Raw genomic sequence first — 24,732 nt, forward strand, 5'->3', positions numbered from 1 at the left:
ACAAACACTCTATTTTTTAGGATGTGTGTCAGATTTAATAATATAAAAATCATGCGAATACCTTTTATAAGATATAATCATAAAAAGCAACTTGAAGAATTTGCTAAAATTCCTCAACAAGCCGATCAATATCGTATTGTCTATGATCCTCAAACTTATCGTCTTGCTTTACTTGATGCAATCGATAAAGCAAAAAAACGCATCTATATTGTTGCATTATATTTAGAGCAAGATGAAGCAGGAACTGAAATACTTAAAGCACTTTATGACGCGAAACAACAACGACCAAATCTAGATATAAAAATATTTGTCGATTGGCACCGAGCTCAACGTGGGCGAATTGGCGAAGATAAAAGCAAAACAAATGCCCGTTTTTATTATCAATTCAAACAAGAAAACCCTCATATCGATATTCCGATTTATGGTGTTCCTGTTAATCACCGTGAAGTACTTGGTGTCCTGCACCTTAAAGGCTTTATTATTGACGACACGGTGATTTATAGTGGAGCAAGCATTAATAATGTTTATTTACATAAATTCGATAAATACCGATATGATAGATATCATTTTATCACCAACAAACTATTGGCAGACAGTATGGTTGACTATATTGACACCTATTTTCTTGCGAAAAATGGTTTGCAACGGTTAGATGGTCAAACACACAAAACGAGAAAGCAAATTAAACCTGAGATTAAATCGCTCCGTCAACAATTGATGAATGCTAATTATCAATATACTGGGGATGCAGATAACCAATCGCTTTCAGTGGCTCCAATTTCTGGTTTAGGTCGTAATAATAATTTACTGAACAAAACCATCCACCATTTAATTAATGCGACTCAACAAAAAATTGTTTTTTGTACTCCGTATTTTAATTTACCCAATATTTTAGTTCGGGATATCATTCGTCTATTACGAAAAGGTCGTCAAGTCGAAATCATTATTGGCGATAAAACGGCTAATGATTTTTATATTCCAGAAGATAAACCATTTAATATTTCGGGTGGATTACCTTATTTATACGAAATTAATTTACGAAATTTTATAGAACGGCTTCAGTCTTTTATTGATAAAGAGCAACTTATTATTCGTTTATGGAAAGATGGAGAACAGACTTATCATCTTAAGGGGATTTGGGTAGATGAAGAATGGTATATAATTACAGGGAATAATCTAAATCCAAGAGCTTGGCGACTAGATCTTGAAAACGGTATCTTAATACACGATCCGAATCAAGAACTAAAAGATCAGTTTAATAAAGAGCTTGAAACAATTCGTGAGAAAACAACATTAGTTACGCATTTTCAACAAATTCAAGCAAGTCAATTTTATCCAAATCATGTCCATAAATTAATTAAAAGATTAACCCGCATACGAGTTGATCGAATTATTAAACGCTTATTATAAAGAAATAAGCGATAAGCAGTAAGTAAAGCATCAACTAAAAACAAGCTATAAAGAGTAAAATTTAAAAATCATTAAAAAATAACAATAAATGATTTTAGTTAAATCTCATCTTTATAGCTTCAAAGGTTTGACGAGATATTAATCATCAGTTTCTATTTTGTTGCAAGCTTAGCACCGTTCTGGCATTTGAAGCACTCGTTGCAATGATATCAATAACGCCAGAGCGTAGTGCGCCTAGTATAGCTGTCGCTTTAGTATTTTCCGAAGCAATAGCAATAACACATGGAATATTGCGTAACTCCTCAATACTTAGACCTATAACACGATCGTTCATGACGGTATCAACAGGCATGCCATTGATATCAAAAAAACCGTAACCAGCAATATCGCCAACGACACCTTGTTGCAAAGTTGCAAAAGTGACTTCTTGTGGTGTAAACCAACCTAATTGCACCATATAGCAATTTTCGTTCATATCTCCAAGTCCAACCAATGCAATATCGGCTTTCGCGGCTCGTTCTAAGGTATCTTTTATAACACGATTTTGAATAAAAGCTTGCTTAAGTTCTCGATTTTCAACATAAGCAGGTGCATAAAGTGTTTCACTCGTGGCGTTAAATTTTCTGGCTAAACTTCGACTAATATGATCGGCATCAATTAACTCACCGACACGTAATGTCCCTCCAATTCCACAAATAAATTTACATTGTTTTTCAGGGAATATACCAACGTGACTTGCAACAGCGGCAACATTTCGCCCCTGACCAACCGCAACCGTCATACCATTTTTTAAAGTGCTTGATAAATAATTGGTTACTAATGCCGCAACTTGTCTACGCTGTTCATCTTCATCTTGGTGATCTAAAGCGATCAAGGCGCGTTTGATGCCAAAATTATTGACAAATTGAAGTTCCATTTGCGAACTAAAAATAGGATGATATTTAACATTAATTTCAACAATTCCTTCAGACCTTGCTTTTTTAAGTAATCGACCAACTTTAATTCTTGAGATACCAAATCGTTTGGCTATCTCTTCTTGAGTTTGCTCGTACTCATAATAAGCAACCGCAATTTCAGTTAGCAGCTCTGATTCTTGCTTGTTTTTAAATCCATCCATTCGTATAGCCTTTCGTAAAAATATTAACTTTGCTGATTAATAGCCGATAATATATTACAAAAACCTTTTGCTTGCCATGCACTACGACCAATAAATAATCCATCGATATTAGGTTTAGTAATGAGTAATGTCGAATTTTCAAGATTTACACTACCACCATAAAGTAAAATCATTTGATTTGCGATAGTTTCACCATACAATTCTATTAATGCCGATCTAAGTTTTAGATGTATTAATTCCGCTTCTGTCGGCGTCGCTGGAGTGCCATGTTCACCTATTGCCCAAATAGGTTCATAAGCAATAATGACTTGTGTGGCTTGCTGTTTATCAATACCAGACAAGGCTATTTTCATCTGTTTAATCACCGCTTCAGCAGACACCCCCCACGATTTTTCGTCACGACTATCACCAATACATACTAATGGCGTCAATCCGTGTTTTAGTGCTGCTTTTACTTTTTTATTGATTGCTAAATCATTTTCGCCAAAATATTCTCTGCGTTCAGAATGCCCTATCTCAACTATCGTTGCACCTGTATCTTTGACCATTATTGGTGAAATTTCACCGGTAAACGCCCCTGAATCTTCATAATGCATATTTTGCACACCTGTTAGACAGTTCATTTTATTTGTTGCCATATAACTGGCAACCTCACGAACACAGGTAAAAGGGGGTATAACAAAAGGTTGAATATGATTGTTCAAACTCTCAGGATAAAACGTTTTTAATTGTTCACAAAATAATAGTGCTTCTGCTAGTGTTTTATTCATCTTCCAGCTGGTACCTATGAATATTTTCTTCATAATTTTTCCTGTCGATAATCAGAGAAGGGGTTTAAATAATAGTGGTTAAATACATCATTAAAAACTGCATTATCATCTATGTAACACTTCTTTCAAGCAACTTAAACAATGCTAGAAAGAAGTGCTGTGAGATGTTTATTTAATTCCTAAACGTTTTTTGTAATTTTTTACATGATAATCCGTCGCTTTAATAGCTTGTATTACATCATCTGCAGTGACTTTGAAAGGTAAGCTATGAATAGTTTCGACTGGATCTACTGCTTTATTACCGATTAATTGAAACTCTTCTTCGGTAATTTTATCTAAATGAACTTCTTCTAAGGTAATGGGTAAACCGAGTTTAATATATAGATCAATGTACCGCTCCAGTTCAGCAATTGGACGTCCTTCTAATACTAGTTGAGCTATAGTGCCATAAGCAACTTTTTCCCCATGTGTTAAATGATGGACATCCCCCGAAACAGCAGTAAAACCATTGTGTATAGCATGAGCTGCACCTAATCCACCATTCTCAAACCCCAATCCACTTAATAACGTATTGGCTTCAACTACCGCTTCTAGTGCAGGGGTAACTAATTTTTTCTCATTTGCTTCTACCGCTAACAAGGCATAATCAAAAATTGTTTTTTCACATTCTCTGGCAATCGCTTCCCCAGCAATTGTTGCTATTCCACCGGCATCTGTTTTATGGCAACTACGAATTGAGGTTCTGGCTTCAACCCAAGTTGCAAGTCCATCGGCAATACCCGATTTCAACGATCTTACTGGTGCATTGGCAATTATGCGTGTGTCCACTAAAACTAAATCAGGATTTTTATAATGATGCCATAGGAAATCAAAAACCCCATCTTCAGTATATACAACTGAAACTTTCGCAGTTGGTGCATCTGTTGAAGCTGTCGTCGGTACACAGACTTTCGGTAGGTTATATTTTGCAGCTAATGCTTTTGCCGTATCTAACGTTTTTCCACCACCCACACCAATAATTGCATCAAATTTTTTATCCTTATATTCATCAAATAATCTATTAATTTCAATCATTGAACATTCGCCGTTAAAGACAGCTTTGGTAATTTCTAATCCCGATTTTTGCAATGAATCAGCAAGCTGATTAGCAGCAATATTCCAAATATTTTTATCTGCAAGAATTAAAAAATTTGTTCCAAAAGGTTTAACATACCCTTCAGCTCGTGTAAGCAAATCTTTACCTTGCACATACCTGTTTGGACTCACAAATACCTTATCCATCGTAATTACCTCTTATACACTTTTTTGACTTACTGATCATTATCAGAAATTAAATAATGATCGACACATTGCTTAAAAACTTTTTTACTTTTCCAGTTTCAATTGTTCTAAAAATTGATTCATTATCATCCATGCTGATTCAGAACCGGCATCTCGATGCCCGATTGCTCTTTCACCTAATCGCATTGAACGTCCTTTTTTAGCAACAAGCGCAATGGTGTTGTCTGAACCTTTTTTCATTTCATCAACACATTTTTGTAAGGTCGTGATTGGATCATCGGACGCTTGATAATTCTTCAAAACATCAAGTCCAGGAATCAGTGCATCAATCATCGTTTTATCGTTAAGTTCCGCTTTTCCTCGCATTTGTACGGCTTCTACACCATCTTGGAACATTTGACAAAACTCTTTAAATGTTACCGCTTGTTTGCCTACCGTATGATTTGCCATTTTCATAAAAAAACTACCATATAAAGGGCCTGATGCTCCCCCTACTTTACTCAACAAAATCATGCCAACTTTTTTCATTAATTCAGCTATATCTGCGGTTGAATCGGTCAAAGCTGGAAGTTGTTTTTCGACTTCACGAAAGCCAATGGTCAAATTGATACCATGATCACCATCACCAATATCCGAATCCAATTTACTCAAATGATCACGATTTTCTTCAGCCATGATCGCAATTTTTTTAAAGGTCTCAATAAAAAACGATTTTTCTAACATCCGTTCACTCATCAACATTCTCCTTGAAATTTAATTGGTAATTTTAAAATAAGGAGCATCACATGGATGAGCTAATAACTGTTTTAGTTCATCATCAAGCTTAATAAGCGAAATGGACATTCCAACCATATCCATTGAAGTGACATAATTACCCACCAATGGTTTATAGATTTTTATTCCTTTTTGTGCCAATAAAAGATGAGCTTTTCGATAACAGATATATTGATCCATCAAAGCTAAGCCCCCTAATCCATTAATAAGTAGTTGTACCTCGTCACCCGATTGTATTTTTGATTCTTGTAGCAAATGGTCAACTAATTGGCTAACGACAAAATCGGCTTTTGCTAATTTAGTTCTTTCAATACCGGGTTCACCATGAATTCCCATACCGACTTCCATATCGCCATCATGCATTTCGAATATGGGTTCACCCGTCACAGGTAAAGTACAAGATGACAATGCAACGCCCATAGAATAAGTATTTGCATTTGCTTTTTGAGTAAGTGCTTTAACTTTATCTAAATCATAACCTTTTGCGGCAGCACTCGCGGCAACTTTGAATACAAATACATCGCCAGCGACTCCTCGGCGGTCACTGATGTTTTTAGATGAATAAATATCATCCGTCACAGTTACCGTTTCAACACGAATACCCTCATCTGCTGCTAGTTCAACTGCCATATCAAAGTTCATGACATCACCAGCATAATTACCATAAACAAACAGGCATCCTTTACCTGAATCAACCGCTTTTACCGCCTCATAACAATATTCCGGAGAAGGGGAAGTATTAACATTACCAACCGCTGCTGCATCAGCAAAATCTTGACCCACATAACCTAAAAAAGCAGGTTCATGTCCCGACCCACCACCAATGATTATTCTTACTCGGGGTTCTTTACTGATCTTTTTACTTACCACAACACGATGACAGTCTTCTTTAAGTTCGACATATTCACTGTGTGCTAAGCAATAGCCTTCTAACATTTCTTCAACAACGTCATACCCATCATTTATTAATCTTCTCATTTCATAACCCCTATCTATCCTTTAAACGACAAATTCTTACAGTATCTCTTATCCAACTAAAAAAAGTGACAATATAAAACCACCAACAACACCTGAGACTACAGCAGCAAGAATATTTTTTATTGATTTTCGTTTATTACCTCCAGTTAATGCTGATGCGACCCAAACACCAACCCCTGCTGCTAGCCCTTGATCAACCCATACTGAACCACTCTGTGTAATCATTGGCGTGGCAATACCATGATTAATACACCATACCGTTCCAACCACAAATGCAGCTGCCATCCAACCACCAATTGGTCCCCAATTATCAACCATGCGTCCCCAAGTCATTCGAATAACAAATGGAAAGATAAAACCACCCATCAATGTTGCGATAGCATAATTTATTGACATAACCATTCACTCCTTACATTCCCATTTTCATCGTTTTTTTTGGAAAACTTTTATTTGTTTGCTACGTAAAATTTTTTCTTTCGCGTCTTTCAATTTCTCAAAATCTGTACGCCTTAACCCTGGTTCTCTTGGATTTTCATTAATAAATTCTTTCTTTTTAGCCATATCTTTTTCAATATATGCGGCAGTAATCCCCCCTAACACTGCTCCAACACTCACTAACAAAATCGTCGGCAAAGAAGAAACAAGTGCATTACCGCCTTGAAGAAAAGTATCCCGCATTATTCCGCAAACAGCGATCGCTAATCCCATATCAACAAAGGCGGCATCATCCTCATTACCAGTTAAATTGATGTAATGGTTCATATACCACATGGGTCCAATTATAATTATCGCGGCGAGGAATCCGCCAAAAATTCCATAAGCACCTAACTGAGACCAAACGGACATAACAATCATTCCTGCTATTCCGTAACCAATAAAGCTTCGAAAAAATTTCATCGCAATTCTCTCTTTCTAAATATTTTGTAATTCAGCTAAGATACCTTCAACATCGTTATCAACCATGGCTTGAATCGAAGCAACAAAAGCACCTTCAACTAATGGTGCATCAACTAAAGTGACCTTATTTTTTAAATCATCATCTTCAATTAAATCAATTGCAGTTTCTGTGCTTAAAATAGCACTACCAATATCAGCAAATATAAGTATATTTTGGTGATTTTTAGATTGTTGAATGATGTTATATATTGCAACCGAATCGGTACCTAACCGACCATCATCTGTACCACCTGCGGAATAAATTTTTACATCACCGGTTGTATCAACCATTTCTTCTATCATTTCTTTTAATCCATCGGTGATTTTTCTACTGTGCGATACTAAAACTATACTAACCATGAAGCCTCCGAACAAATGTTTAATAACCTATCTTTTGTTCGATTATAACGGATAAACTAGCTGAGAAAATTGTTTTGTCATGAATTTGTGACTTAGATCTAAATATTTAAATATTAAAGATATTAAATAATTATTTTGACTATTTAAGATTTTTAAACAAAAAGATAGACAGAGGGATATTTCTACTAGAAAAATAGACTTTAACAGCAGATTTGATTCAGATGATTAACTATCAAAAAGAGGATAATGGGGAGCTTGCCCCCCTAAATTATAATAATGTGCAGATCATCTCTTCTAATTTACCTTGATCCACTGCAAAGGCACGAATCCCTTCAGCTAGTTTTTCTACTGCCATGGCATCACTATTGTGTTGCCATCTAAATTCAGATTCGGTAATCGGTGCAGGTCTTTCTATGACGGTTTGATTAGGATTAAGTTTTTGCACTACTGGAGCGCTTGATTGTTGCATTTCAGCCAATAAATTTGGCGCAATCGTTAATCGGTCACAACCGGCTAATGCTAAAATTTGCTCAACTTTACGGAAGCTTGCCCCCATGACGATTGTTTTATAACCATGTTGTTTATAATAGTTGTAAATATTACGTACTGATACCACTCCTGGATCTTGATCGGCAATATAAGGGTCAATCGTTTTTTTAGCTTGATACCAATCATAAATACGACCAACAAAAGGCGAGATAAGAAAGACATTCGCTTCTGCACAAGCACGTGCCTGAGCAAATGAAAAGAGTAACGTTAAATTACAATTAATACCTTCTTTTTCGAGAACTTCGGCAGCTTTTATCCCTTCCCATGTGGATGCAATTTTTATCAGAATTCGTGATTTATCGATACCCTTTTGCTGGTAAAGCTCTATAATTCGGCGGGCTTTTTCGATACAAGCTTGTGTATCAAAAGATAAACGGGCATCCACTTCAGTCGAAATACGTCCCGGTACCATTTTTAATATTTCAGCACCGATATTAACCGCAACTTGGTCACAAGCATTAATTAATTGTTGTTCTTTGCTACCCCCTAATTTTTTTGCTGTCTCAACAGCAGAATCAATCAGATAACGATATTGTGGAAGTTGAGCAGCTTTTAAGACCAGAGAAGGGTTGGTAGTGGCATCTTCGGGAGAAAACTGCTTAATGGAATCGATATCACCTGTATCGGCAACAACTATGGTTATTTTTTTAAATTCTTCTAATTGATTCATACTGTTATCCTATAACATTAATGTTTGAAAAAGTTGTTTTAAAATGTGTTACTTTTATTTGCTATAAAGTTCATCATAATAATTGATTCGCTCAACTTTTGGCGTTGATCCCCCCCCTTCAAACTCCGATTGCAGCCATGCTTGAACCAATTTTTTTGCTAATTCAATACCAATTACTCTTGCTCCCATTGTCATAATTTGAGCATTATTACTTTTTCTTGCTCGCTCAGCTGAAAATATATCGTGGCATTGAGCAGCACGAATACCCGGTACTTTATTTGCAGCTATCGCTACCCCAATTCCAGTACCGCAAATCAAGATACCACGCTCATGCTTACCCGCTTTTATTGAACATGCAACAGCGTGAGCAACATCAGGATACAAAGGATTATGTGACTGTTTATCGCTACTATAATCAATAATCTCAATACGTTGATTATTCAAATATTCAACAATACTATTTCTAAATTCAAATGCTGCATCGTCTGCACCAATTGCTATGGGCTTCATAATATTCTCCTTTAATTTAACCAAATGATCATTAGTTCATAATATTATCATTTGTTAACTTCAGGTATAAATAAATTCATTTATGTGACATAAGTCTCGAAAAAAGTTATTTGATTACTACAGTGTAGTTTTTATTTAGAAAAAGATTTGTTGAGAAGAGTTATTTTGGATAGGTTAAAGATTCAAATAATCATTTTTATTGAACATATCAGTCACTTCACTCTAACCATCTAATATTTTTAGTAAATAGAGCGGTTAGGTTCATAATGATAATCTAATCAATAAGAGGACATCACAAAATATCAGTTTGCATTCAGATTCTACGTTAACATATAACGTAAGCTTATCACGGTAGAACTGCGTGGTCATATTATATACTAGCTTTATCCATTGCTATTTACGGTTGGTCATCCGACCTTAGCTTTAGCTACAAATTGAAATATACCTTTACTATATTTTTTAATCATCTTTATTGCTGTGTGATTCGAAAATCTTTTTTTCTTCCAAAACTTCCGGTAAATATTTTTTACCATATTTGAAATATAATTTTTTTTCTATGATTTTTATAGTTTCCCATTTTTCATTAAATGTATAATACCGAGCGGTTATGTACAAACCTTTTTTTTCCCCTTCTGTTTCTGAATAACTATTCAATTCAACATAATCTTCTATCGTTACCTTTCCATAACTTCCGTCTATATAAAAGGTTCGATCTTGAACTATAGCGCCGTCCCGTTTAATGGAATTTTTTTCTATTATGGGATAATACACAGTATACAAAGGTTCAATATTTTTCTTTGCCGTAGTATGAGCTTTACTTACTGATATTCCGTCAGTAATAACGTTTAAATCAATGCCGTATAAGGATTTCATTTTTTGGATTAAATCGTCTACCGTAAAAGAATACAGATAGTCATAATTAATACCTTCTTCACGATTACCGTTTTTATCATAAACATCTAAATTTCCGATATTAAAGTCGTAAAATTTTCTAACCGTTGTAAATAATTTTCCATTAGAATAATATCTTCTTACAACGCTATAAGGACTTCCTTCTTGATCAATAATTTCTCTTATATAATGATCTGGCTCTATGTATTGATAAACGCAAATATTATTATCTAAATAATAGATATAACTATCTCTATTGGTGTTTTTGATTTTTTCTTTAAAAGTATTTAAATCAAACGTTTTTGTATAGAGGTCAAAATCTTTGATAGATTGAGAGTAGACGGGAGCTGTCATAGATATGATTAAAATTAAGGTTATAAGTAACTTTTTCATGATTTTATTTTAACTTCCTTGCATAAAATAATAGGTTTAATGAACTTAAAACGAACGCTCTTATCTGTCTATGCAGAATTTTTTAAATCAAAATAATAGGTTAAAGAAAAGCAAATTATAGCACTTAATGTCTTTATGGCATCATTAATTAGTTAAATTTTAATCTTCTTTATTTCATACTTTTGTTTTTCGTGTCCCCAAAAATTGAAAACGACTAAATAAAAACACGTTGATTAATTTTTCATTACTAACCTATCGTATTACTTCTAATGGAGCATTAGGATAAGGGCGATGGAGATAGATTTGATATGAGTAAATATCATTTTTATCTTCTGCAAACAGCGGAGTTTCGCCTTTTTTGTCTTCTAATGTTACTATTCTTCCATTTCCATAATACATAATGTTATAATTTTCGAGCGGTTGTATATTTCCTATACTTTTAGATAATTTATTGTCTATATATCGTTCATCTTCTTTAATTAATTCAGCATCATTATATAATGATTTAAAGACTTCGGAATTTTTAACTTTCATAATGGTCAAGAAAGATTTTTTATCGCCTTTATTAATTATATTAGCTAAATGGTTATAATAATCTACGACTTCTTTAAGTAATTTATCTTCATCTTCTTTTCTCAAATCTATGCTGTGTTCCCAATTTTTTAGTTTGTACGGAACATCAATATTGAAAATCCATTCTTTGGTAATTAGTGGCATTTCTACATGTGGATCATCCAATTTGAATTCGTAAATTAAAGTAGATTTTCGTTCTACATAAGATGAATATCCATTATTATATCTATAAATACTTAATGTTAGGTAATCAATACCCAATTTATCTACCGTTTTATTTCCATCATTTGGTAATAAGACAATTTGTAATTTTTGTTTTCCCGATTTTAGTATAAGATCATTAATAATTAATTCACTATCACTCGAACCAGTTAAATAATCTTTTTCCAGAACCATGTTATTTATGTAAGATTCATACGGATTACTGGAAGTAACTTTTAAAGTATAGATAGGTTGTTCATTCATTGTTTTTGAATTTATTATTGGTTTCAATTTATCTTGTGCTTTGCTACAAGAGATATTAATTAATAATAAAAAAGCAAAAATTATACTCATTGTTTTATTCATAATAATAAAATTTAATCCATTTTATAGGTTGTTGCAGTTGAGTTCTTGTAACTTGGAATAAGTTTAATTGGATTTAATTCTTTTGGTTTGTCATGAGATCCTCTTTCTTGAAACCCCTATAGTATACGGTGACCATTAATTCTGAAAATTCCGTTTTCCAATCAACTTTATTATCCCAATCGAAATTAGGATTAGCAGTAATTTTAAAATAACGATCTGCTTTAATTTTATTATAAATTAATTGTTTATCTTATTACCTCTAATGGAGCATTAGGATAAGGGCGATGTAAAATAATTCCAAAATAATCATCATGATCTTCTGTTATATAGTATAGAGGGGAATCTCCGTTTTCATCCTCTAAAGTTACTAATCGACCATTTCCAGATATTTTTAAATTATATTTATTAAAATCAATAGGATTCATTTTCCCCCTAGCATTATGAACTCTTTCTTTTAATTCATTTTGTTCTTTTTCAATAATTTCAGAGTTATAATAGGCAGTCATCAATTCTTGAGTCCTTTTGGAAATTATTTTAAAAAATCCCTTATCATCTCCGTCATTAACAATCTGATAAATTTTTTGATAAAATGTTTGAACTTCTTGTAATAAGTATTTTTCGTTTTCTTTTGTTAAGTCACAAGAATTTGACCATCCTTTTATTCGATACGGTAAATTAAAATTTAAAAAATATTTATATTCGATATAAGGCATTTTTTTTATAGTATCGGGAATTTTTATAATTTGTAAATCTTGGAATTTTTCAAAATTTGTATTATTAGTAATAACAATTTTCAAATTAAAATATTTAGCAAAATCTTCTGCTATATATTTTTTATTTGTTTTACTATGTAATCTTACTTTTATTTCTTGATCTTTGTTAGACATTAATAATTCATTTATAGGAAAAAATCCACTCATAGCATCGTTATCATTATAATTAATAAGTGAAAAATCATTAATTAGTATTTCAAATGGAGTTGCTATATTAAAATCTATTCCATAAATAGGTGTTGTATTCATTTTATTTGCTTTATTGTTGTTAGTTAATACTTCTTTTTTTTCCTGGCAATCCAATTGAATAAATAATAAAGACACTAAAATTAATATTATACTTTTCATATTCTTAATCATTTTATTAGTTTCATTAAATGTTAATTAACACTTTTCCTTCTTTTCAATAGCATTTTTTATTTTTTCATATGCTATATTTAATTCTTTTTTAATATTTTCAGTATTTTCAATAGATTCTGAATTTTTCCATCCTGTTAATTGATAAGGGACATAAACGCTAAATTTGGTTTGAAACTCCCAATAAGGCAGTCCTTCTTTAGGAACTATCATATCAGGTATTTTTAAAATAATTTCTCTTTTGTTAGTAAATGACCATGCATCTATCTTTTTATTTAATTCTAATGAAAAATAACTATTTGGTAATATCGTGTTATTATCTTTGAGAGGGTATACCTTTATTGTTAAAATCTGATCACCAGACTCCAATATCCCTGTATTTATTGGAAACTCCATATTCATTCCACCAGACTTTTCAAAAAATTTTAATAAAGGTAAATCATTCACTCTTATATCAAAATTAACAGCAGAACTCTTTACATTTATTAGATAATAAGGTCTATTTTCGAAATTATTTATCGTGGAATTTTGAGCATGTTTCAAGCTAATTTTTTCTATTCCATTATTACTTTTTGCGAATGCCAATGAAATAAAACTTGTGAGCAGTAATATAATTATGTTACGGCTAATCATGTAGATAATATTTTTCATCAATCTCAAGTTTTCCTTCCTTAATAAAAATTTAGTCTTCTTTCTTTGTTTTTTAAAACCATTGACTTTTACATCTAAGCTTAATGTGATATTAACACCAGAATGTCTTGCAGTCGGTTAAAAATATTAGTGAAAAAATTCTTTTCGTCTAAGGAAAATCCATTAGATTTCATAAGCAAATAATTTTAAATTATCAATTTTTAATCTTCTTTATATTTACATTACTGTTTTATTATTTAGTTTTTATTGCATAAATTTGGTCACTTTCCTTATTGGCTGTATGATTCGAAAATCTTTTTTTCTTCCAAAATTTCCGGTGAATATTTTTTACCAAATATGAAATATAATTTTTTTTCCGTGATTTTTTTAGGTCTCCATTTTTCGTTGAATTCATAATACCGAGCGGTTACGTACAAACCTTTTTTTTCGCCTTCTGTTTCTAAATAACTATTCAATTCAACGTAATCTTCTATCGTTACTTTTCCATTACTTCCGTCTATATAAAAGGTTCTATCTTGAACTATAGCTCCGTCCCGTATAATGGAATCTTTTTCAATTATGGGATAATGCACAGTATACAAAGGTTTAATATCATCTTTAGGAGAAGTAAGATGTTTTCTAACTGTAATTCCTTTTATTCTAACGTTTAAATCAATCCCGTATAAAGATTTCATTTTTTGGATTAAATTGTCTACCTTAAAAGAATATAGATAGTCATAATTGATACTTTCATCACGATTACCGTTTTTATCATAAACATCTAAATTTCCGATATTAAAGCCGTAAAATTTTCTAACCGTTGTAAATAATTTTCCATTAGGATAATATCTTCTTACAACGGTATAAGGATTTTCCTTTTGACTAATAACTTCTTTAATAAAATTATCTCCTTCGTCATATTGATAAACGTGAATATTATTATTTAAATCATAAGTATAACTATCTCTATTGGTGTTTTTGATTTTTTCTTTGAATGTTTTTAAATCAAACGTTTTGGTATAAAGGTCAAAATCTTTCATGGATTGCGAGTAGACGGGAGCTGTCATAGACATGATTAAAATTAGGATTGTAAGTAACTTTTTCATGAGGTTATTTTAACTTCCTTGCATAATAGAATAGGTTTAATGAACTTAGAACAAATGCTTTTTATCTGTCTATGCAGAATTTTTTAAATCAAAATAATAGGTTAAATAGAAGCAAATTATAGCAATTATTTTTTTAATTTTAATAGAATCAGTTAAATTTTATATAATTAATTCGATATTCCTCCGAATCCACAGCATAAATAGTAAATATAATCCTTAGCATTTGTTTTTTATGTGTCTCTATAAATAGTTGGGGGCACGATCAATTATAAGTCTGAAAAACGCTTTTTAACACCAAACTCTTTTTTGGTTAAATTTATCAGAGTAAATTAATAGTCATAGAACATTAATCAAGCAAAAGAAGCATGTAATGACCAGAAGTTGACGGTGCGTTGAAAAATCATCTGGATGGATACCGTAAAAAGTTCTTATTATTTTAGTATAACTAATTGATAATAATATAGATTTAAGATTAAGACGCAAAAACATCATTTGTCTAAAAAGACAGCAAAAAAAACGGTGGAAATTTTATCTTCCCTATTTTAATTAATAAACAATGAGTTATAATTAGTATTCCCTATATACATAGGGATAAACCGACCCTTTAGAAATTTTTAGAGCTGCATCTGATGTGTTCCCTATATACATAGGGATAAACCGCGGTTCTAGAGGGCTACGCGGGCAATTAATTCATTAACGCCAACAACAAGACTCGTCCGTATGTCATCGACAGAGATAAAACACAGCTAAACCCCGACGACGGCACTATTTATGCCGGCTGTTACGTTTACGCAGTTATCGATATCTGGGCAATGGACAACAAATTCAGAAAACGGGTCTGCGCCTCGCTATCTGGTGTCCAATTCTACAAAGACGACGACGCATTCACAAGTAGCGGAATTGCATCGGCTGACGATTTCGATGACCTGTCCGTCGATAACAAAAAAGAGTTTAGCGTGTAGTACTACAAAAACCCTCTATTGAGGGTTTTACATTAAAAACAGCTTAAATTATTTCTTTTTTCGAAAAATCGGAAAAGCTTTTAAACCGTAATCTTTTGCATAAATCACTTTACCATTTCGTAACGTAATAGATGCGGCGAAACCTGTTTTTTCTTTTTTATTAGACATAACTTAGCCTCTCAATCAAAGAAGATAGCCGATGCTCTTGCTTATCAGGGAAAAGTAAGTTATCATCAAATTGCATTTAGGGTAACTCACTTTCTATACGGTGATCGGGGTAACCTTAATATTCAGTGGTGGTACACTGAACCCTTTAAGGCTCGATTAAGAGCCTTAATTCTTTATAACTGCATACGATTTAATAATCCTAGTAATTTTTTCAGCTTCATCCTCTGTTAAATCTAATGGTAAATTGCCAATATTTAAAATTAAACCTTCTCTTAGAGGGATTGGCAAAGCAAAGGTGGCATGTTTATTTAAAGCCTGCGTTGCTAAATTCGCAGAATTGGCTACTTTATTCTTTGGCAATTTTGACAGTTTTGAAAGGTTTCCATTTTTATAACTATCAAATTTTGAAAGTGCGCTCCTAAACCTAGTTTTGTAACCAACAGCTGCGCTTTCGGATATATTTTCGGTTTTTGCAAAAACATCAACAATACTATTAATATCCCAAGATGTATAAGGTATATTTACGGGAATATACCCCTTAACTCTATTTAACACAACTCTTAAGTTATTAGCAGTAGTAAGACTGACTACATCTAACGAAGGCAACGTATTTACAATGAAATCTATAAATTCATTTTTATCATTCATAATAGAAATTCCCGATCATTGATCACATATTCATCAATTAAATCAATTTTAGCACAAAGAATCGCAAACGCAAACATTTTACCAAAGAGAAACGCAAAATAACGCAAAATAACGCTTTCATGAATTTCAAAAAGCGTTTTTTATACCTTTGAGTGTAATTCACATATATTTTGAGGGCGCTTAATTGTGTACTGTTGACAATAGTTTTATCGGGTTGTACAGTTGTTTGTGAGGTATAGAAACCTTTACAAGCGGATATATCGCCCCGTTAGTGTGATTTTTTTTGTACCTAAATTTCGATCTATGATCGAGAGGGCGACGAATACAATACTAGAAATGGGAATAAGTCCAGCTGACTTGTACGGTTTTCTAACCTCTTGATCGCCCTATTTGGGCTCAGTGTAGAAACTAAATACAAAGTGCAAAATCATGAAAACGCAAATTATCCCTATCTTTAACAGTGTTATAAACCAAGAAGAAGTAAAATCCGTCAATGCTAAAATTTTACATTCCTTTTTTAGAGGTGGATACAAGATTCAATGATTGAATTTGTCGTCGTATAAAGGATTATCAATTTATTGAAATATAATGATTTTGTTTTGGTCACTCAACAAAGAGTAATCAAAAATAAAGGCGGGGATCCTCGCTCTAAAGAATATCATATCACTTTAGATATGGCTAAAGAGTTAGCCATGATTGAGCGAAATGAAAAAGGAAGGCAAGCAAGAAAATATTTCATTGAATGTGAAAAACGATTAATGCAAATACTACATCCAACAACAATCTGCAAGGCTGGCAGCTACGCCTTAACAACAAACGTTACACTTAACCGTGAACTTCTGCCAAAAATGGTTTATCACAACAAAAGCGCACACAAACCCTACCGAGCGTACGTATACGATATGTCTCTAAAAAAAGAGGTATCAGTAGACACGTTTGCCACAATAGTAGAAGTTTCTGATGCGCAGAAAAATTACTTTCAAACAAAGGCTGCCAAAACAGCACATATACCTAACCACTGTAGATGGTTAGTACTTAGTATGCTGAAGGGCTGAAAGTTAAAAATATCGACAACTATAATTGTGTAAGATATAAACATTTCAAGCGGCTACAGTCGGACGCACGAGCGTACGCCGATGAAACAATCAAACTACTGCATAAAGTTCAGGATATAGTGTCCCTGAGCCACGAGTTCTTATATCGATTAAAAGTTTTGGAAGGGGGATAAAAGCGCATCACGGCTCGCTACGCCTCTTCGTGAACTAATTAAAAGTTAATCCACAAAAAAAGTATTTTGAGAAGCGACAAATTAGTCGCTTTTTTTACGCCTATAAAACACCATAATTCAGGAAATAACGCAATGCCTCAAATTTTGTATCTAGATACCGAAACATACAACGAACAACCGATCGCCAACGGAGTATACGCGTACGCCGAAACGGTAGAAATTATGCTGTTTCAATACGCATTTAACGACGTGCTGGTATGCGTGGTTGATTTAGCAAACGGGGAAAAATTGCCCCAATAGGTGGTCAATCTGCTGCTGAACCCAGACGTACTGTTATTCGCCCAAAATTCAATGTTTGACCGAACTGTTTTAACCAGAGGGAATTTATTTAAAGATCGGCCGGATATTATCGATGCAATCAGTCAACCGGAACGCTGGCGGGATAGTATGATTATTGCATACGCCCACAGTCTCAAAGGGCACCTGTCCGATCTGAGCGACATATTCAAACTGGAGAATGACCAAGCTAAATATTAAAAGGTAAAGCCCTCGTTCAGCTGTTTTGTAAATCCCGTCCCAAAACCAGCAAAATTCGCAGAACTACCAGCAAAACCCACCACGAAGAATGGGATAAGTTTACGCACTATGCCAAGCAGGATATTGTAGCCATGCGTGAAGTGGTAAAAAAAAATGCCTAACTGGAACATGCGATACGGTATCATAGAATTAGCGTTGTGGCATTTAGATCAGCGCATCTACGACAGTGGCGTTTATATTGATGTTGATTTAGCTCAAAAAGCCGTCGAGTGTATCAACATTGAACAACAGCAGCTAGCCGATGAAACTAACAGCATGACTAAAGGTGAGATGCAAACAGCTACCGAACGCGACGCAATGTTACGGCATATTGTAGGGGCGTACGGCATTACGTTAAATGATTTAACAGCCTCGACGATAGAACGCAGATTAAATGACCTGGATTTACCCAACGGGCTAAAGGAATTATTAGCTGTCTGTCAGCAAGCCAGCACTACTAATACCAACAAATACAAGGCACTACTTAAGCGTGTTAGCAGTGATAATCGTTTACGAGCTACATTACAATTCATGGGTGCCGCACCGCGTACCGGGCGCAGAGCTGGTCGCGGATTTCAACCGCAAAACCTCACCCGCCCGACCATGGCTGACTGGGAAATCGAAATGGGTATCGATGCGATCAAATCGTGTAACGCCGGCCTGCTAACCGATAATATTATGAAGTTGACCAGTAACACCTTACGGGGTGCATTTGTGCGCCTGAGAGTAAAAAGTTGGTGGTTTCTGATTTATCTAATATTGAGAGTCGGGTGCTAGCATGGCTCGCTGGTGAACGTTGGAAAATACAGGCGTTTCGCGAATACGATAACGGTACGGGTCACGACCTATACAAATTGTCGTACTCAAAATCATTCGGGGTGAACCCTGAATATGTAACTAAAGAGCAACGCCAAATAGGTAAAGTCCAAGAACTGGCATTGGGTTACGAGGGCGGTGTTGGCACATTTATCACGTTCAGCATGGCGTGCGGTATTGATTCAGACACTATGGCAGATATTGCCATAAAAAATGTAGATTTACGTATTCTGGACGAGGCTAAAAGCGCATACTACTGGGCGTTAAAAAATAAACGTACCTACGGGCTGACCGAAAAAGCGTATAAGGTCTGCGACGCATTTAAGCGATCGTGGCGAACGGCACCCCCTAATATCGTTGAGCTGTGGAAAAAACTTGATTCAGGCTTACGTATAGTTATAGACGGGCACGTCGTCTGCGTCTGGATCAACGATAAATTGTTAATAGACCGGAAAGGCGCGTGGCTACGCATTCGGTTGCCGTCTGGCAGGTATCTATGCTACCCCAGCGCACGTATCGATGAGAACGGCAAAATCAGCTACATGGGACAGAATACCTATTCACGGAAATGGAAACGCATCAACACCTACGGCGGAAAAATTGCGGAAAACATTACTCAAGCTGTTGCACGTGATGTGATGGGGTGGTCTATGCACTAATGGTTTTTAACATCGTACTAACAGTACACGATGAAATTAACACAGAATGCCCCGACGGGTCAGAATAGTCACACGAATACCTCAGCCAAATTTTATCAACCCAGCCCAAATGGACAGACGGGCTACCACTAGCCGTGGCAGGTTTCGAATCATACAGATACAAGAAGGATTAGGATTATGAAAGTTAACACTATCGTTTTTGGCAAACCTTGTTTACTTACAGACTTCCCTCCGGAGCCACCTTTGTATATTTTTCGGAGGCGTATATCAAGGTATGGCAGCAAATCGCCACGGGCTGTCGCGATATTTTGACGTGAGGTTACGTGATAGCGTTGCTGTGTATAAGTGGGATAACAAAAGCATATCGCCCGTCGAACTCCAAGCAACCCCGGTAAATTATAAAAGCGAGGAAGAATGAAAACCCGTGAATCCGTAATCGAAAATAATCTCGCTCGCAGGGTTGAGGAAATGGGGGAATAACGTATAAACTCTCCCCTATCGGACGTATAAATAAACCCGCCCAGTTAGTTATGTTACCAGGAGGGGAAATTATTTTTGTTGAATGCAAACGCCCCGAAGAAAAGCCCCGACAGGGGCAATTAAGGGAGTACGAACGCCTACGAAAACTAGGTTTTCGTGTTGAGGTTTTAGACTCCCACAATGTGAGATTTTTATATGAACAACAAATCATTTAACCCTCGACCCTACGTTAGTTATTGCCCACTCCGTGTTGCGCAATCGACATGGCCTGATGAATTAAATAAATGGGATTTTAAAAACATTGGTATCCAACCTATCGTTGGCACACCTAAACAACGTTTGCATGCACTAAAAAACCGAAATGCAAACGTATTTACAACTAACTACGAAAACATACCGTGGCTGGTTGAACAATTCGGGGATAAATGGCCGTTTCAGCAGGTAATAGCTGACGAAAGTACTAAACTGAAATCGTTCCGATTACGTGGCGGTGGTGTTCGGGCTGCAGCGTTACGCGGTATTGCATTTAAACATGTGCGATTTTGGCAAAATCTGACAGGCACATCTGCCCCTAACGGTCTACTGGATTTGTGGGGGCAAAACTGGTTTATAGATGGTGGACAGCGTTTAGGGCAAACATTGGGCGCATTTACTGATAGGTGGTTTAACAAAATTCCAATCGATGATTATTTTAAAATTACACCAACTGAATTTACGCAGGAACAAATACAGGAACGGCTTAAAGATGTTTGCATTACGTTAGAAGCCTAGGATTGGTTCGACATTAACGACCCTATCGTCACGCCAGTGTATGTTGATTTGCCAGATAAATTACAACGCCAGTATAAACAGCTCGAACGCGAAATGTTTCTAGAAACAAGTCAAGTAATGTGATTTACAGGTTGGAGACATATTTTTATTTAAGGATCATGTGTTCATTAAAGAAGAAAGTTTTTTATTTCCGATGGCGATGGATTTGGAAGACGGAAAAATAGAAACCCTGGTTACAGATTTTATAGACGTTACCCCCCTAAAAATCAAAATTTTCCTCTGTAGATAAATTCGTTGACTAACGTATTTACGCCTTTTTCACACGGTAAACTAATTTGAATACCAAAATACGTAAACTAAACCTAGCGTTAGGAAACGTTCCAATACGCATTGGATTGGATTTCATTTATTAAATATTAGGGCACGAGAATGCCAAAAGATTACACAATGGAAGATCCAAGATACAGCAGAACGCAAGTTTGTGCATATATGGGGGGCTAGATCTAACTACGTTAGACAAATGGGTCGCTGCAGGAAAATCCCCAAAACCCGATTTATATTTAGGTAGACATCCGCGTTGGAAATTGTCTACCGTCAACGCATATTTATCTCAAAAAGAACACGAACATCAATCAAGTAGTTAAACTATCTATATAGTCCGCATACCACTGCATCATCTCACGTCTACCCACCAAATACTGTGCGTGGTTATAATTGCCAAGCACAGTGCCCTCCTCGTGATTTAATTGTTTTTCTATCCAATCACGATTAAAACCGTGCTCGTTAAAAATACTCGAAAATTGATGTCTAAAACCGTGCCCAGTAGCGCGTTTTGCAAAACCTAAGCATTTTATCAACCCTAAAATGGCCCATTGGACATAGGCGACTGGTTATCATTTCGCCCAGGAAAAACAAAATCACAATTCCCCGTAATCCGGTATAAAATCTTAGGATATTTATAGCCTGCTTTGATAACGGGATCACATGTGTTCTGTCTTTTTTTATCAATTCCTCAGGCAGTAATATGTAACGCTTTTCAAAGTTGACATACACCCATTTACAGCGTAATAATTCCACCGTTCGCACCGCTGTTAATATTAATAACTCGATAGCATATCGTACGAGAATATTACCCGAATAGGTTTGCAAGGCTTTCATAAACTCCCGTATATCATCTTCCATTAAAAATGCGTAATTTTTAGGTGTACGTGTCACCATGGCTTTTGACAATTCTCGAGCTGGATTATTCTCCGCCCTTTCGGTAATAATGCATATTGAAAAACTTCGGTACACCTTTGCCTCATCTTTTTAGCAACTTCTAATACACCCCCTCGATTTTCAATTTGTTTCAAACAATTTAGCATTTCGATAGGTGTTATTTGCGAAATTTCAATATCACCGATATGCGGGAATATATCTTTTTCAAAATAGGTAAGTATGCCCTTTCTGGTGCTTAGAGACCAACTTCTTATTTTGCTTTCAAACCATTCCATAGTTATCTTTCTGAACGTGTTACCCTGCGCCATGTTTATCAGCAAGAATTTCTTTTTGCGTTCGATGGATGGATCACGTCCGTGAGCTAATAATTGTCTGGCAAGCTCCTTCTCATTACGGGCATCAGATAGGTTGGTATACGAATATTTACCGATAGTTAAGGTTTTTCTTTTACCGTTGAATTTATACTCCAAGATTTAGTCCCTGAAGGGGTAACATACAAATATAAGTTTTCAAAATCTGGTAGTTTGTAGGCTTTATCTTTAGGTTTTGCCAATTCGATAGCTTGAATAGTTAGCATAATTACGGTATTTTTGATTGCGGTATTAAAATATACCGTAAATATACCGTTTATAAATTGTCGTTTTCAATCGTTTAAGGTCGTATTAGATGGTGTCCAAAGTTCTAAAAACCCCGTCTAAATAAAGGCTTTTTTCGCTCTCAGTCGTAGCCAATCACAGATGAAATGGCGACCCCAGCAGGAATCGAACCTGCAACTAGCCCTTAGGAGGGGCTCGTTATATCCATTTAACTATGAGGTCATAAAGGGCGTTTATTTTAATAAATTTAAAAAAATAATGCCATTTAAATAACGAAAAATTTTGTATTATGTGTAAACATGATACAATAACGAAATCAATAACCTGAATTATTTTTAGTTGAAAATCCTATGAAGAAAAAAATAATTGCTATGCTCTTCTCTGTTATGACGCTTACAAGTTGCGCATCATATGATCCTGAAAGCAATTCTTACAGTGATCCGCTATCTGGATTTAATAAAGCAATGTTTAACGTCAACTACTATGCATTAGATCCTTATATTTTGCGTCCGGCTGCTGTCGTTTGGAAAGATCATGTTCCTTCGCCAATTCGTAAAGGATTTGTAAACTTTTCTTCGAATCTTTCTGAACCAGCTTCAATGGTAAATAACCTTCTACAAGGTGAGGTTCAACAAGCAGGTAAACATTTAGCAAGATTCTTTTTAAACACTGTTTTTGGTTTTGCGGGCTTATTTGATGTGGCAAGTTTAGCCGATCCTCAATTACAAAAAGGGAATAAACGCTCTTTTGGTGATGTACTTGGTCACTACGAAGTACCTTATGGCCCATATGTAGTTTTACCTTTCTATGGCTCTGCGACACTTAGACAAGAAGGTGGCGATTTAGTCGATACGCTTTATCCACCTTTAGCATGGTTAGATTGGCAATGGGCATTAGCACGAGGAGTATTTGATGGTATTGAGGCTCGTGCTGCGGCTATTGAATATGAAGATCTGATAAAAAATAGTGATGATCCTTATAACTTTATGCGTAATGCTTACTTCCAACGTAATGATTTTAATGCTTCAGGTGGAAAGGTCGACCAAAAGAAACAACAAAAACGTGAAGAAAGTATCGATAGCTTTATTAATGATATCGATTCACAATAACTTGTTTCATCATAATATATAAATACAAAACCGCTGTTTAAATAGCGGTTTTTTATTTGCCCTTCATTTCAGGTAAATTGTGCCAAAATCGTTTTGGCATTTGTTGACGTTGTAATTTAGGATTTTCTCTTTCTTTAATAGATAACGCATTAAAGTAACGATGCCATAGGGTTTGAAACAGTTTTTCATCTTTGGTGAGATACTGTTGATTCACTTGGCTATCTACGATCAACTCATCATGATCAACCAAAGAAATTTTTTCAAGTTTGTCGAGATCATAAAAGTAACCATATTTACGTTTTTCATCGTAAATCGCCCATTTCTGATCGGCATAACGATCTTTAAAAAAATTTAAGACTAAAGGCAAGGCGTTATAGATAGGAGCAATAACCGAAAAATAGATCTTTTCATTTTGTCTCTCATTGAGATTATCAATTGGGTTTTCAATTGTATTGAAGCGAACAAATTGCATTAAATGATGCCGTTCCCGACTCATTTTTTTAGCTATGTCATGAACGGTTAGTACATCAGGATCACCAAAATCGGTTTCAATAGCATGCTTTGATTTGAAAACTTTACAGATATAACGAAAAATAACTAAATCACTTTCTGGTAATTCAGAAAGCCAAACATACTTTAATTGATTAAGCGCAACGTGAGATAACTTTTTGTTCAAGGCTGCTTGTACCCGTTCATATTTACTGTTACGCAGTTCCACATGATGCGTATCGGATACTAACAAAGGCACAAGCTCATTATGCGCCAACAAACAATCGGGCATCTTTTTTTGCTCAAACGCATCAAACACTGCGCATAACAATCCTTCAAAACTTTTATCATATTGAAAAGCTAACAT

Annotated in this window: 24 protein-coding genes, 1 tRNA gene and 2 pseudogenes; 6 read left to right on the plus strand and 21 right to left on the minus strand. The window is 34.8% G+C overall.

What is annotated here, in order from left to right; genetic code table 11:
* The first annotated feature begins 51 nt into the window (after positions 1–51).
* Positions 52–1,410: a CDP-diacylglycerol--serine O-phosphatidyltransferase gene (gene pssA, locus ACKJXD_RS05985; RefSeq protein ID WP_430875813.1), complete on the plus strand. Its 1,359-nt coding sequence runs from the start codon at positions 52–54 to the stop codon at positions 1,408–1,410.
* 145 nt (positions 1,411–1,555) lie between these two features.
* Here the strand turns inward: pssA and ACKJXD_RS05990 are convergent, their stop codons facing one another.
* The 15 genes from ACKJXD_RS05990 to ACKJXD_RS06060 all read right to left on the minus strand — a co-directional run bounded on the left by ACKJXD_RS05990 (position 1,556) and on the right by ACKJXD_RS06060 (position 14,645).
* Positions 1,556–2,527 carry a sugar-binding transcriptional regulator gene (locus ACKJXD_RS05990; protein WP_220217011.1) on the minus strand — a complete coding sequence of 324 codons (972 nt, stop codon included), beginning with the start codon at positions 2,525–2,527 and terminating at the stop codon, positions 1,556–1,558.
* Positions 2,528–2,550: 23 nt separating this feature from the next.
* The gene (locus ACKJXD_RS05995) at positions 2,551–3,330 is read right to left on the minus strand and encodes a triose-phosphate isomerase (protein ID WP_430875814.1); all 780 of its coding nucleotides are present in this window, start codon (positions 3,328–3,330) and stop codon (positions 2,551–2,553) included.
* A gap of 135 nt (positions 3,331–3,465) precedes the next feature.
* Positions 3,466–4,578, minus strand: a complete 1,113-nt coding sequence (locus tag ACKJXD_RS06000) for a glycerol dehydrogenase (RefSeq protein ID WP_430875815.1) — start codon at positions 4,576–4,578, stop codon at positions 3,466–3,468.
* 84 nt (positions 4,579–4,662) lie between these two features.
* Complete coding sequence (dhaL, locus tag ACKJXD_RS06005; protein WP_220217008.1) at positions 4,663–5,313, minus strand: dihydroxyacetone kinase subunit DhaL; 651 nt, start codon at positions 5,311–5,313, stop codon at positions 4,663–4,665.
* Between the two features lie 18 nt (positions 5,314–5,331).
* A complete protein-coding gene (locus ACKJXD_RS06010) occupies positions 5,332–6,330 on the minus strand; it encodes a dihydroxyacetone kinase subunit DhaK (protein WP_220217007.1) in 999 nt (332 codons plus the stop codon).
* A gap of 48 nt (positions 6,331–6,378) precedes the next feature.
* Positions 6,379–6,726 (minus strand): Lin0368 family putative glycerol transporter subunit, encoded by a 348-nt coding sequence (locus ACKJXD_RS06015; RefSeq protein ID WP_220217006.1) that lies wholly within the window; start codon positions 6,724–6,726, stop codon positions 6,379–6,381.
* 27 nt (positions 6,727–6,753) lie between these two features.
* On the minus strand, positions 6,754–7,227 hold the full coding sequence (locus ACKJXD_RS06020) for a Lin0368 family putative glycerol transporter subunit (RefSeq protein ID WP_220217005.1): 474 nt from the start codon (positions 7,225–7,227) through the stop codon (positions 6,754–6,756).
* 15 nt (positions 7,228–7,242) lie between these two features.
* Positions 7,243–7,626, minus strand: a complete 384-nt coding sequence (gene dhaM / locus ACKJXD_RS06025) for a dihydroxyacetone kinase phosphoryl donor subunit DhaM (RefSeq protein ID WP_220217004.1) — start codon at positions 7,624–7,626, stop codon at positions 7,243–7,245.
* Between the two features lie 268 nt (positions 7,627–7,894).
* On the minus strand, positions 7,895–8,845 hold the full coding sequence (gene tal / locus ACKJXD_RS06030) for a transaldolase (protein WP_430875816.1): 951 nt from the start codon (positions 8,843–8,845) through the stop codon (positions 7,895–7,897).
* Between the two features lie 54 nt (positions 8,846–8,899).
* Positions 8,900–9,355, minus strand: a complete 456-nt coding sequence (rpiB, locus tag ACKJXD_RS06035) for a ribose 5-phosphate isomerase B (protein WP_294826280.1) — start codon at positions 9,353–9,355, stop codon at positions 8,900–8,902.
* Between the two features lie 459 nt (positions 9,356–9,814).
* Entirely contained in the window at positions 9,815–10,639 is an 825-nt protein-coding gene (locus tag ACKJXD_RS06040) for a hypothetical protein (protein ID WP_430875817.1), read from the minus strand.
* 252 nt (positions 10,640–10,891) lie between these two features.
* Complete coding sequence (locus ACKJXD_RS06045; protein WP_430875818.1) at positions 10,892–11,779, minus strand: hypothetical protein; 888 nt, start codon at positions 11,777–11,779, stop codon at positions 10,892–10,894.
* Between the two features lie 245 nt (positions 11,780–12,024).
* Positions 12,025–12,900, minus strand: a complete 876-nt coding sequence (locus ACKJXD_RS06050) for a hypothetical protein (RefSeq protein ID WP_430875819.1) — start codon at positions 12,898–12,900, stop codon at positions 12,025–12,027.
* 36 nt (positions 12,901–12,936) lie between these two features.
* Positions 12,937–13,560, minus strand: a complete 624-nt coding sequence (locus tag ACKJXD_RS06055; protein ID WP_430875820.1) for a hypothetical protein — start codon at positions 13,558–13,560, stop codon at positions 12,937–12,939.
* Positions 13,561–13,829: 269 nt separating this feature from the next.
* On the minus strand, positions 13,830–14,645 hold the full coding sequence (locus ACKJXD_RS06060) for a hypothetical protein (RefSeq protein WP_430875821.1): 816 nt from the start codon (positions 14,643–14,645) through the stop codon (positions 13,830–13,832).
* A 692-nt stretch (positions 14,646–15,337) separates the two neighbouring features.
* On the opposite strand from ACKJXD_RS06060, the gene ACKJXD_RS06065 reads away from it, so the two are divergent.
* On the plus strand, positions 15,338–15,607 hold the full coding sequence (locus ACKJXD_RS06065; RefSeq protein ID WP_430875885.1) for an ssDNA-binding protein: 270 nt from the start codon (positions 15,338–15,340) through the stop codon (positions 15,605–15,607).
* 333 nt (positions 15,608–15,940) lie between these two features.
* Here the strand turns inward: ACKJXD_RS06065 and ACKJXD_RS06070 are convergent, their stop codons facing one another.
* Positions 15,941–16,423 (minus strand): hypothetical protein, encoded by a 483-nt coding sequence (locus ACKJXD_RS06070; protein WP_430875822.1) that lies wholly within the window; start codon positions 16,421–16,423, stop codon positions 15,941–15,943.
* Positions 16,424–17,001: 578 nt separating this feature from the next.
* Here ACKJXD_RS06070 and ACKJXD_RS06075 point away from each other — a divergent pair.
* From ACKJXD_RS06075 to ACKJXD_RS06085, 3 genes and pseudogenes are all read left to right on the plus strand, one after another.
* Positions 17,002–17,478 (plus strand): antA/AntB antirepressor family protein, encoded by a 477-nt coding sequence (locus tag ACKJXD_RS06075; RefSeq protein ID WP_430875823.1) that lies wholly within the window; start codon positions 17,002–17,004, stop codon positions 17,476–17,478.
* A gap of 473 nt (positions 17,479–17,951) precedes the next feature.
* Positions 17,952–19,875 (plus strand): annotated as a pseudogene (locus tag ACKJXD_RS06080) (DNA polymerase I).
* A 526-nt stretch (positions 19,876–20,401) separates the two neighbouring features.
* A pseudogene (locus tag ACKJXD_RS06085) lies at positions 20,402–21,058 on the plus strand (ATP-dependent helicase); the annotation flags it as partial.
* 527 nt (positions 21,059–21,585) lie between these two features.
* Here the strand turns inward: ACKJXD_RS06085 and ACKJXD_RS06090 are convergent.
* The 4 genes from ACKJXD_RS06090 to ACKJXD_RS06105 form a co-directional block, all read right to left on the minus strand.
* The gene (locus tag ACKJXD_RS06090) at positions 21,586–21,810 is read right to left on the minus strand and encodes a tyrosine-type recombinase/integrase (protein ID WP_430875824.1); all 225 of its coding nucleotides are present in this window, start codon (positions 21,808–21,810) and stop codon (positions 21,586–21,588) included.
* A complete protein-coding gene (locus ACKJXD_RS06095; RefSeq protein WP_430875825.1) occupies positions 21,761–22,171 on the minus strand; it encodes a tyrosine-type recombinase/integrase in 411 nt (136 codons plus the stop codon). Before ACKJXD_RS06095 ends, ACKJXD_RS06090 begins: the two co-directional genes overlap by 50 nt.
* Positions 22,165–22,641, minus strand: coding sequence for a tyrosine-type recombinase/integrase (locus ACKJXD_RS06100; RefSeq protein ID WP_430875826.1), 477 nt, complete (start codon positions 22,639–22,641; stop codon positions 22,165–22,167). Before ACKJXD_RS06100 ends, ACKJXD_RS06095 begins: the two co-directional genes overlap by 7 nt.
* 273 nt (positions 22,642–22,914) lie before the next feature.
* Positions 22,915–22,989 (minus strand) — tRNA-Arg (locus ACKJXD_RS06105).
* Positions 22,990–23,117: 128 nt separating this feature from the next.
* Between ACKJXD_RS06105 and ACKJXD_RS06110 the strand changes: the two genes are divergently transcribed.
* Positions 23,118–23,876, plus strand: a complete 759-nt coding sequence (locus ACKJXD_RS06110) for an MlaA family lipoprotein (protein WP_220216995.1) — start codon at positions 23,118–23,120, stop codon at positions 23,874–23,876.
* A gap of 52 nt (positions 23,877–23,928) precedes the next feature.
* On the opposite strand, the gene ACKJXD_RS06115 is transcribed toward ACKJXD_RS06110, so the two are convergent.
* Positions 23,929–24,732 (minus strand): TIGR03915 family putative DNA repair protein, encoded by an 804-nt coding sequence (locus ACKJXD_RS06115; RefSeq protein WP_430875827.1) that lies wholly within the window; start codon positions 24,730–24,732, stop codon positions 23,929–23,931.

The sequence above is a fragment of the Gilliamella sp. G0441 genome (assembly GCF_050589305.1).
Classification (GTDB): domain Bacteria; phylum Pseudomonadota; class Gammaproteobacteria; order Enterobacterales; family Orbaceae; genus Gilliamella.

Bases quoted from the DNA above. Each gene is read 5' to 3' on its own strand.
- ACKJXD_RS06015 (WP_220217006.1), bottom strand. From the start codon at position 6,726: ATGTCAATAAATTATGCTATCGCAACATTGATGGGTGGTTTTATCTTT.
- ACKJXD_RS05990 (WP_220217011.1), bottom strand. From the start codon at position 2,527: ATGGATGGATTTAAAAACAAGCAAGAATCAGAGCTGCTAACTGAAATT.
- ACKJXD_RS06055 (WP_430875820.1), bottom strand. From the start codon at position 13,560: ATGAAAAATATTATCTACATGATTAGCCGTAACATAATTATATTACTG.
- ACKJXD_RS06070 (WP_430875822.1), bottom strand. From the start codon at position 16,423: ATGAATGATAAAAATGAATTTATAGATTTCATTGTAAATACGTTGCCT.
- ACKJXD_RS06060 (WP_430875821.1), bottom strand. From the start codon at position 14,645: ATGAAAAAGTTACTTACAATCCTAATTTTAATCATGTCTATGACAGCT.
- ACKJXD_RS05995 (WP_430875814.1), bottom strand. From the start codon at position 3,330: ATGAAGAAAATATTCATAGGTACCAGCTGGAAGATGAATAAAACACTA.
- ACKJXD_RS06000 (WP_430875815.1), bottom strand. From the start codon at position 4,578: ATGGATAAGGTATTTGTGAGTCCAAACAGGTATGTGCAAGGTAAAGAT.
- tal (WP_430875816.1), bottom strand. From the start codon at position 8,845: ATGAATCAATTAGAAGAATTTAAAAAAATAACCATAGTTGTTGCCGAT.
- ACKJXD_RS06045 (WP_430875818.1), bottom strand. From the start codon at position 11,779: ATGAATAAAACAATGAGTATAATTTTTGCTTTTTTATTATTAATTAAT.
- ACKJXD_RS06110 (WP_220216995.1), top strand. From the start codon at position 23,118: ATGAAGAAAAAAATAATTGCTATGCTCTTCTCTGTTATGACGCTTACA.
- dhaM (WP_220217004.1), bottom strand. From the start codon at position 7,626: ATGGTTAGTATAGTTTTAGTATCGCACAGTAGAAAAATCACCGATGGA.
- ACKJXD_RS06115 (WP_430875827.1), bottom strand. From the start codon at position 24,732: ATGTTAGCTTTTCAATATGATAAAAGTTTTGAAGGATTGTTATGCGCA.
- ACKJXD_RS06010 (WP_220217007.1), bottom strand. From the start codon at position 6,330: ATGAGAAGATTAATAAATGATGGGTATGACGTTGTTGAAGAAATGTTA.
- dhaL (WP_220217008.1), bottom strand. From the start codon at position 5,313: ATGAGTGAACGGATGTTAGAAAAATCGTTTTTTATTGAGACCTTTAAA.
- ACKJXD_RS06020 (WP_220217005.1), bottom strand. From the start codon at position 7,227: ATGAAATTTTTTCGAAGCTTTATTGGTTACGGAATAGCAGGAATGATT.
- rpiB (WP_294826280.1), bottom strand. From the start codon at position 9,355: ATGAAGCCCATAGCAATTGGTGCAGACGATGCAGCATTTGAATTTAGA.
- ACKJXD_RS06095 (WP_430875825.1), bottom strand. From the start codon at position 22,171: ATGGTGACACGTACACCTAAAAATTACGCATTTTTAATGGAAGATGAT.
- ACKJXD_RS06050 (WP_430875819.1), bottom strand. From the start codon at position 12,900: ATGAAAAGTATAATATTAATTTTAGTGTCTTTATTATTTATTCAATTG.
- ACKJXD_RS06040 (WP_430875817.1), bottom strand. From the start codon at position 10,639: ATGAAAAAGTTACTTATAACCTTAATTTTAATCATATCTATGACAGCT.
- pssA (WP_430875813.1), top strand. From the start codon at position 52: ATGCGAATACCTTTTATAAGATATAATCATAAAAAGCAACTTGAAGAA.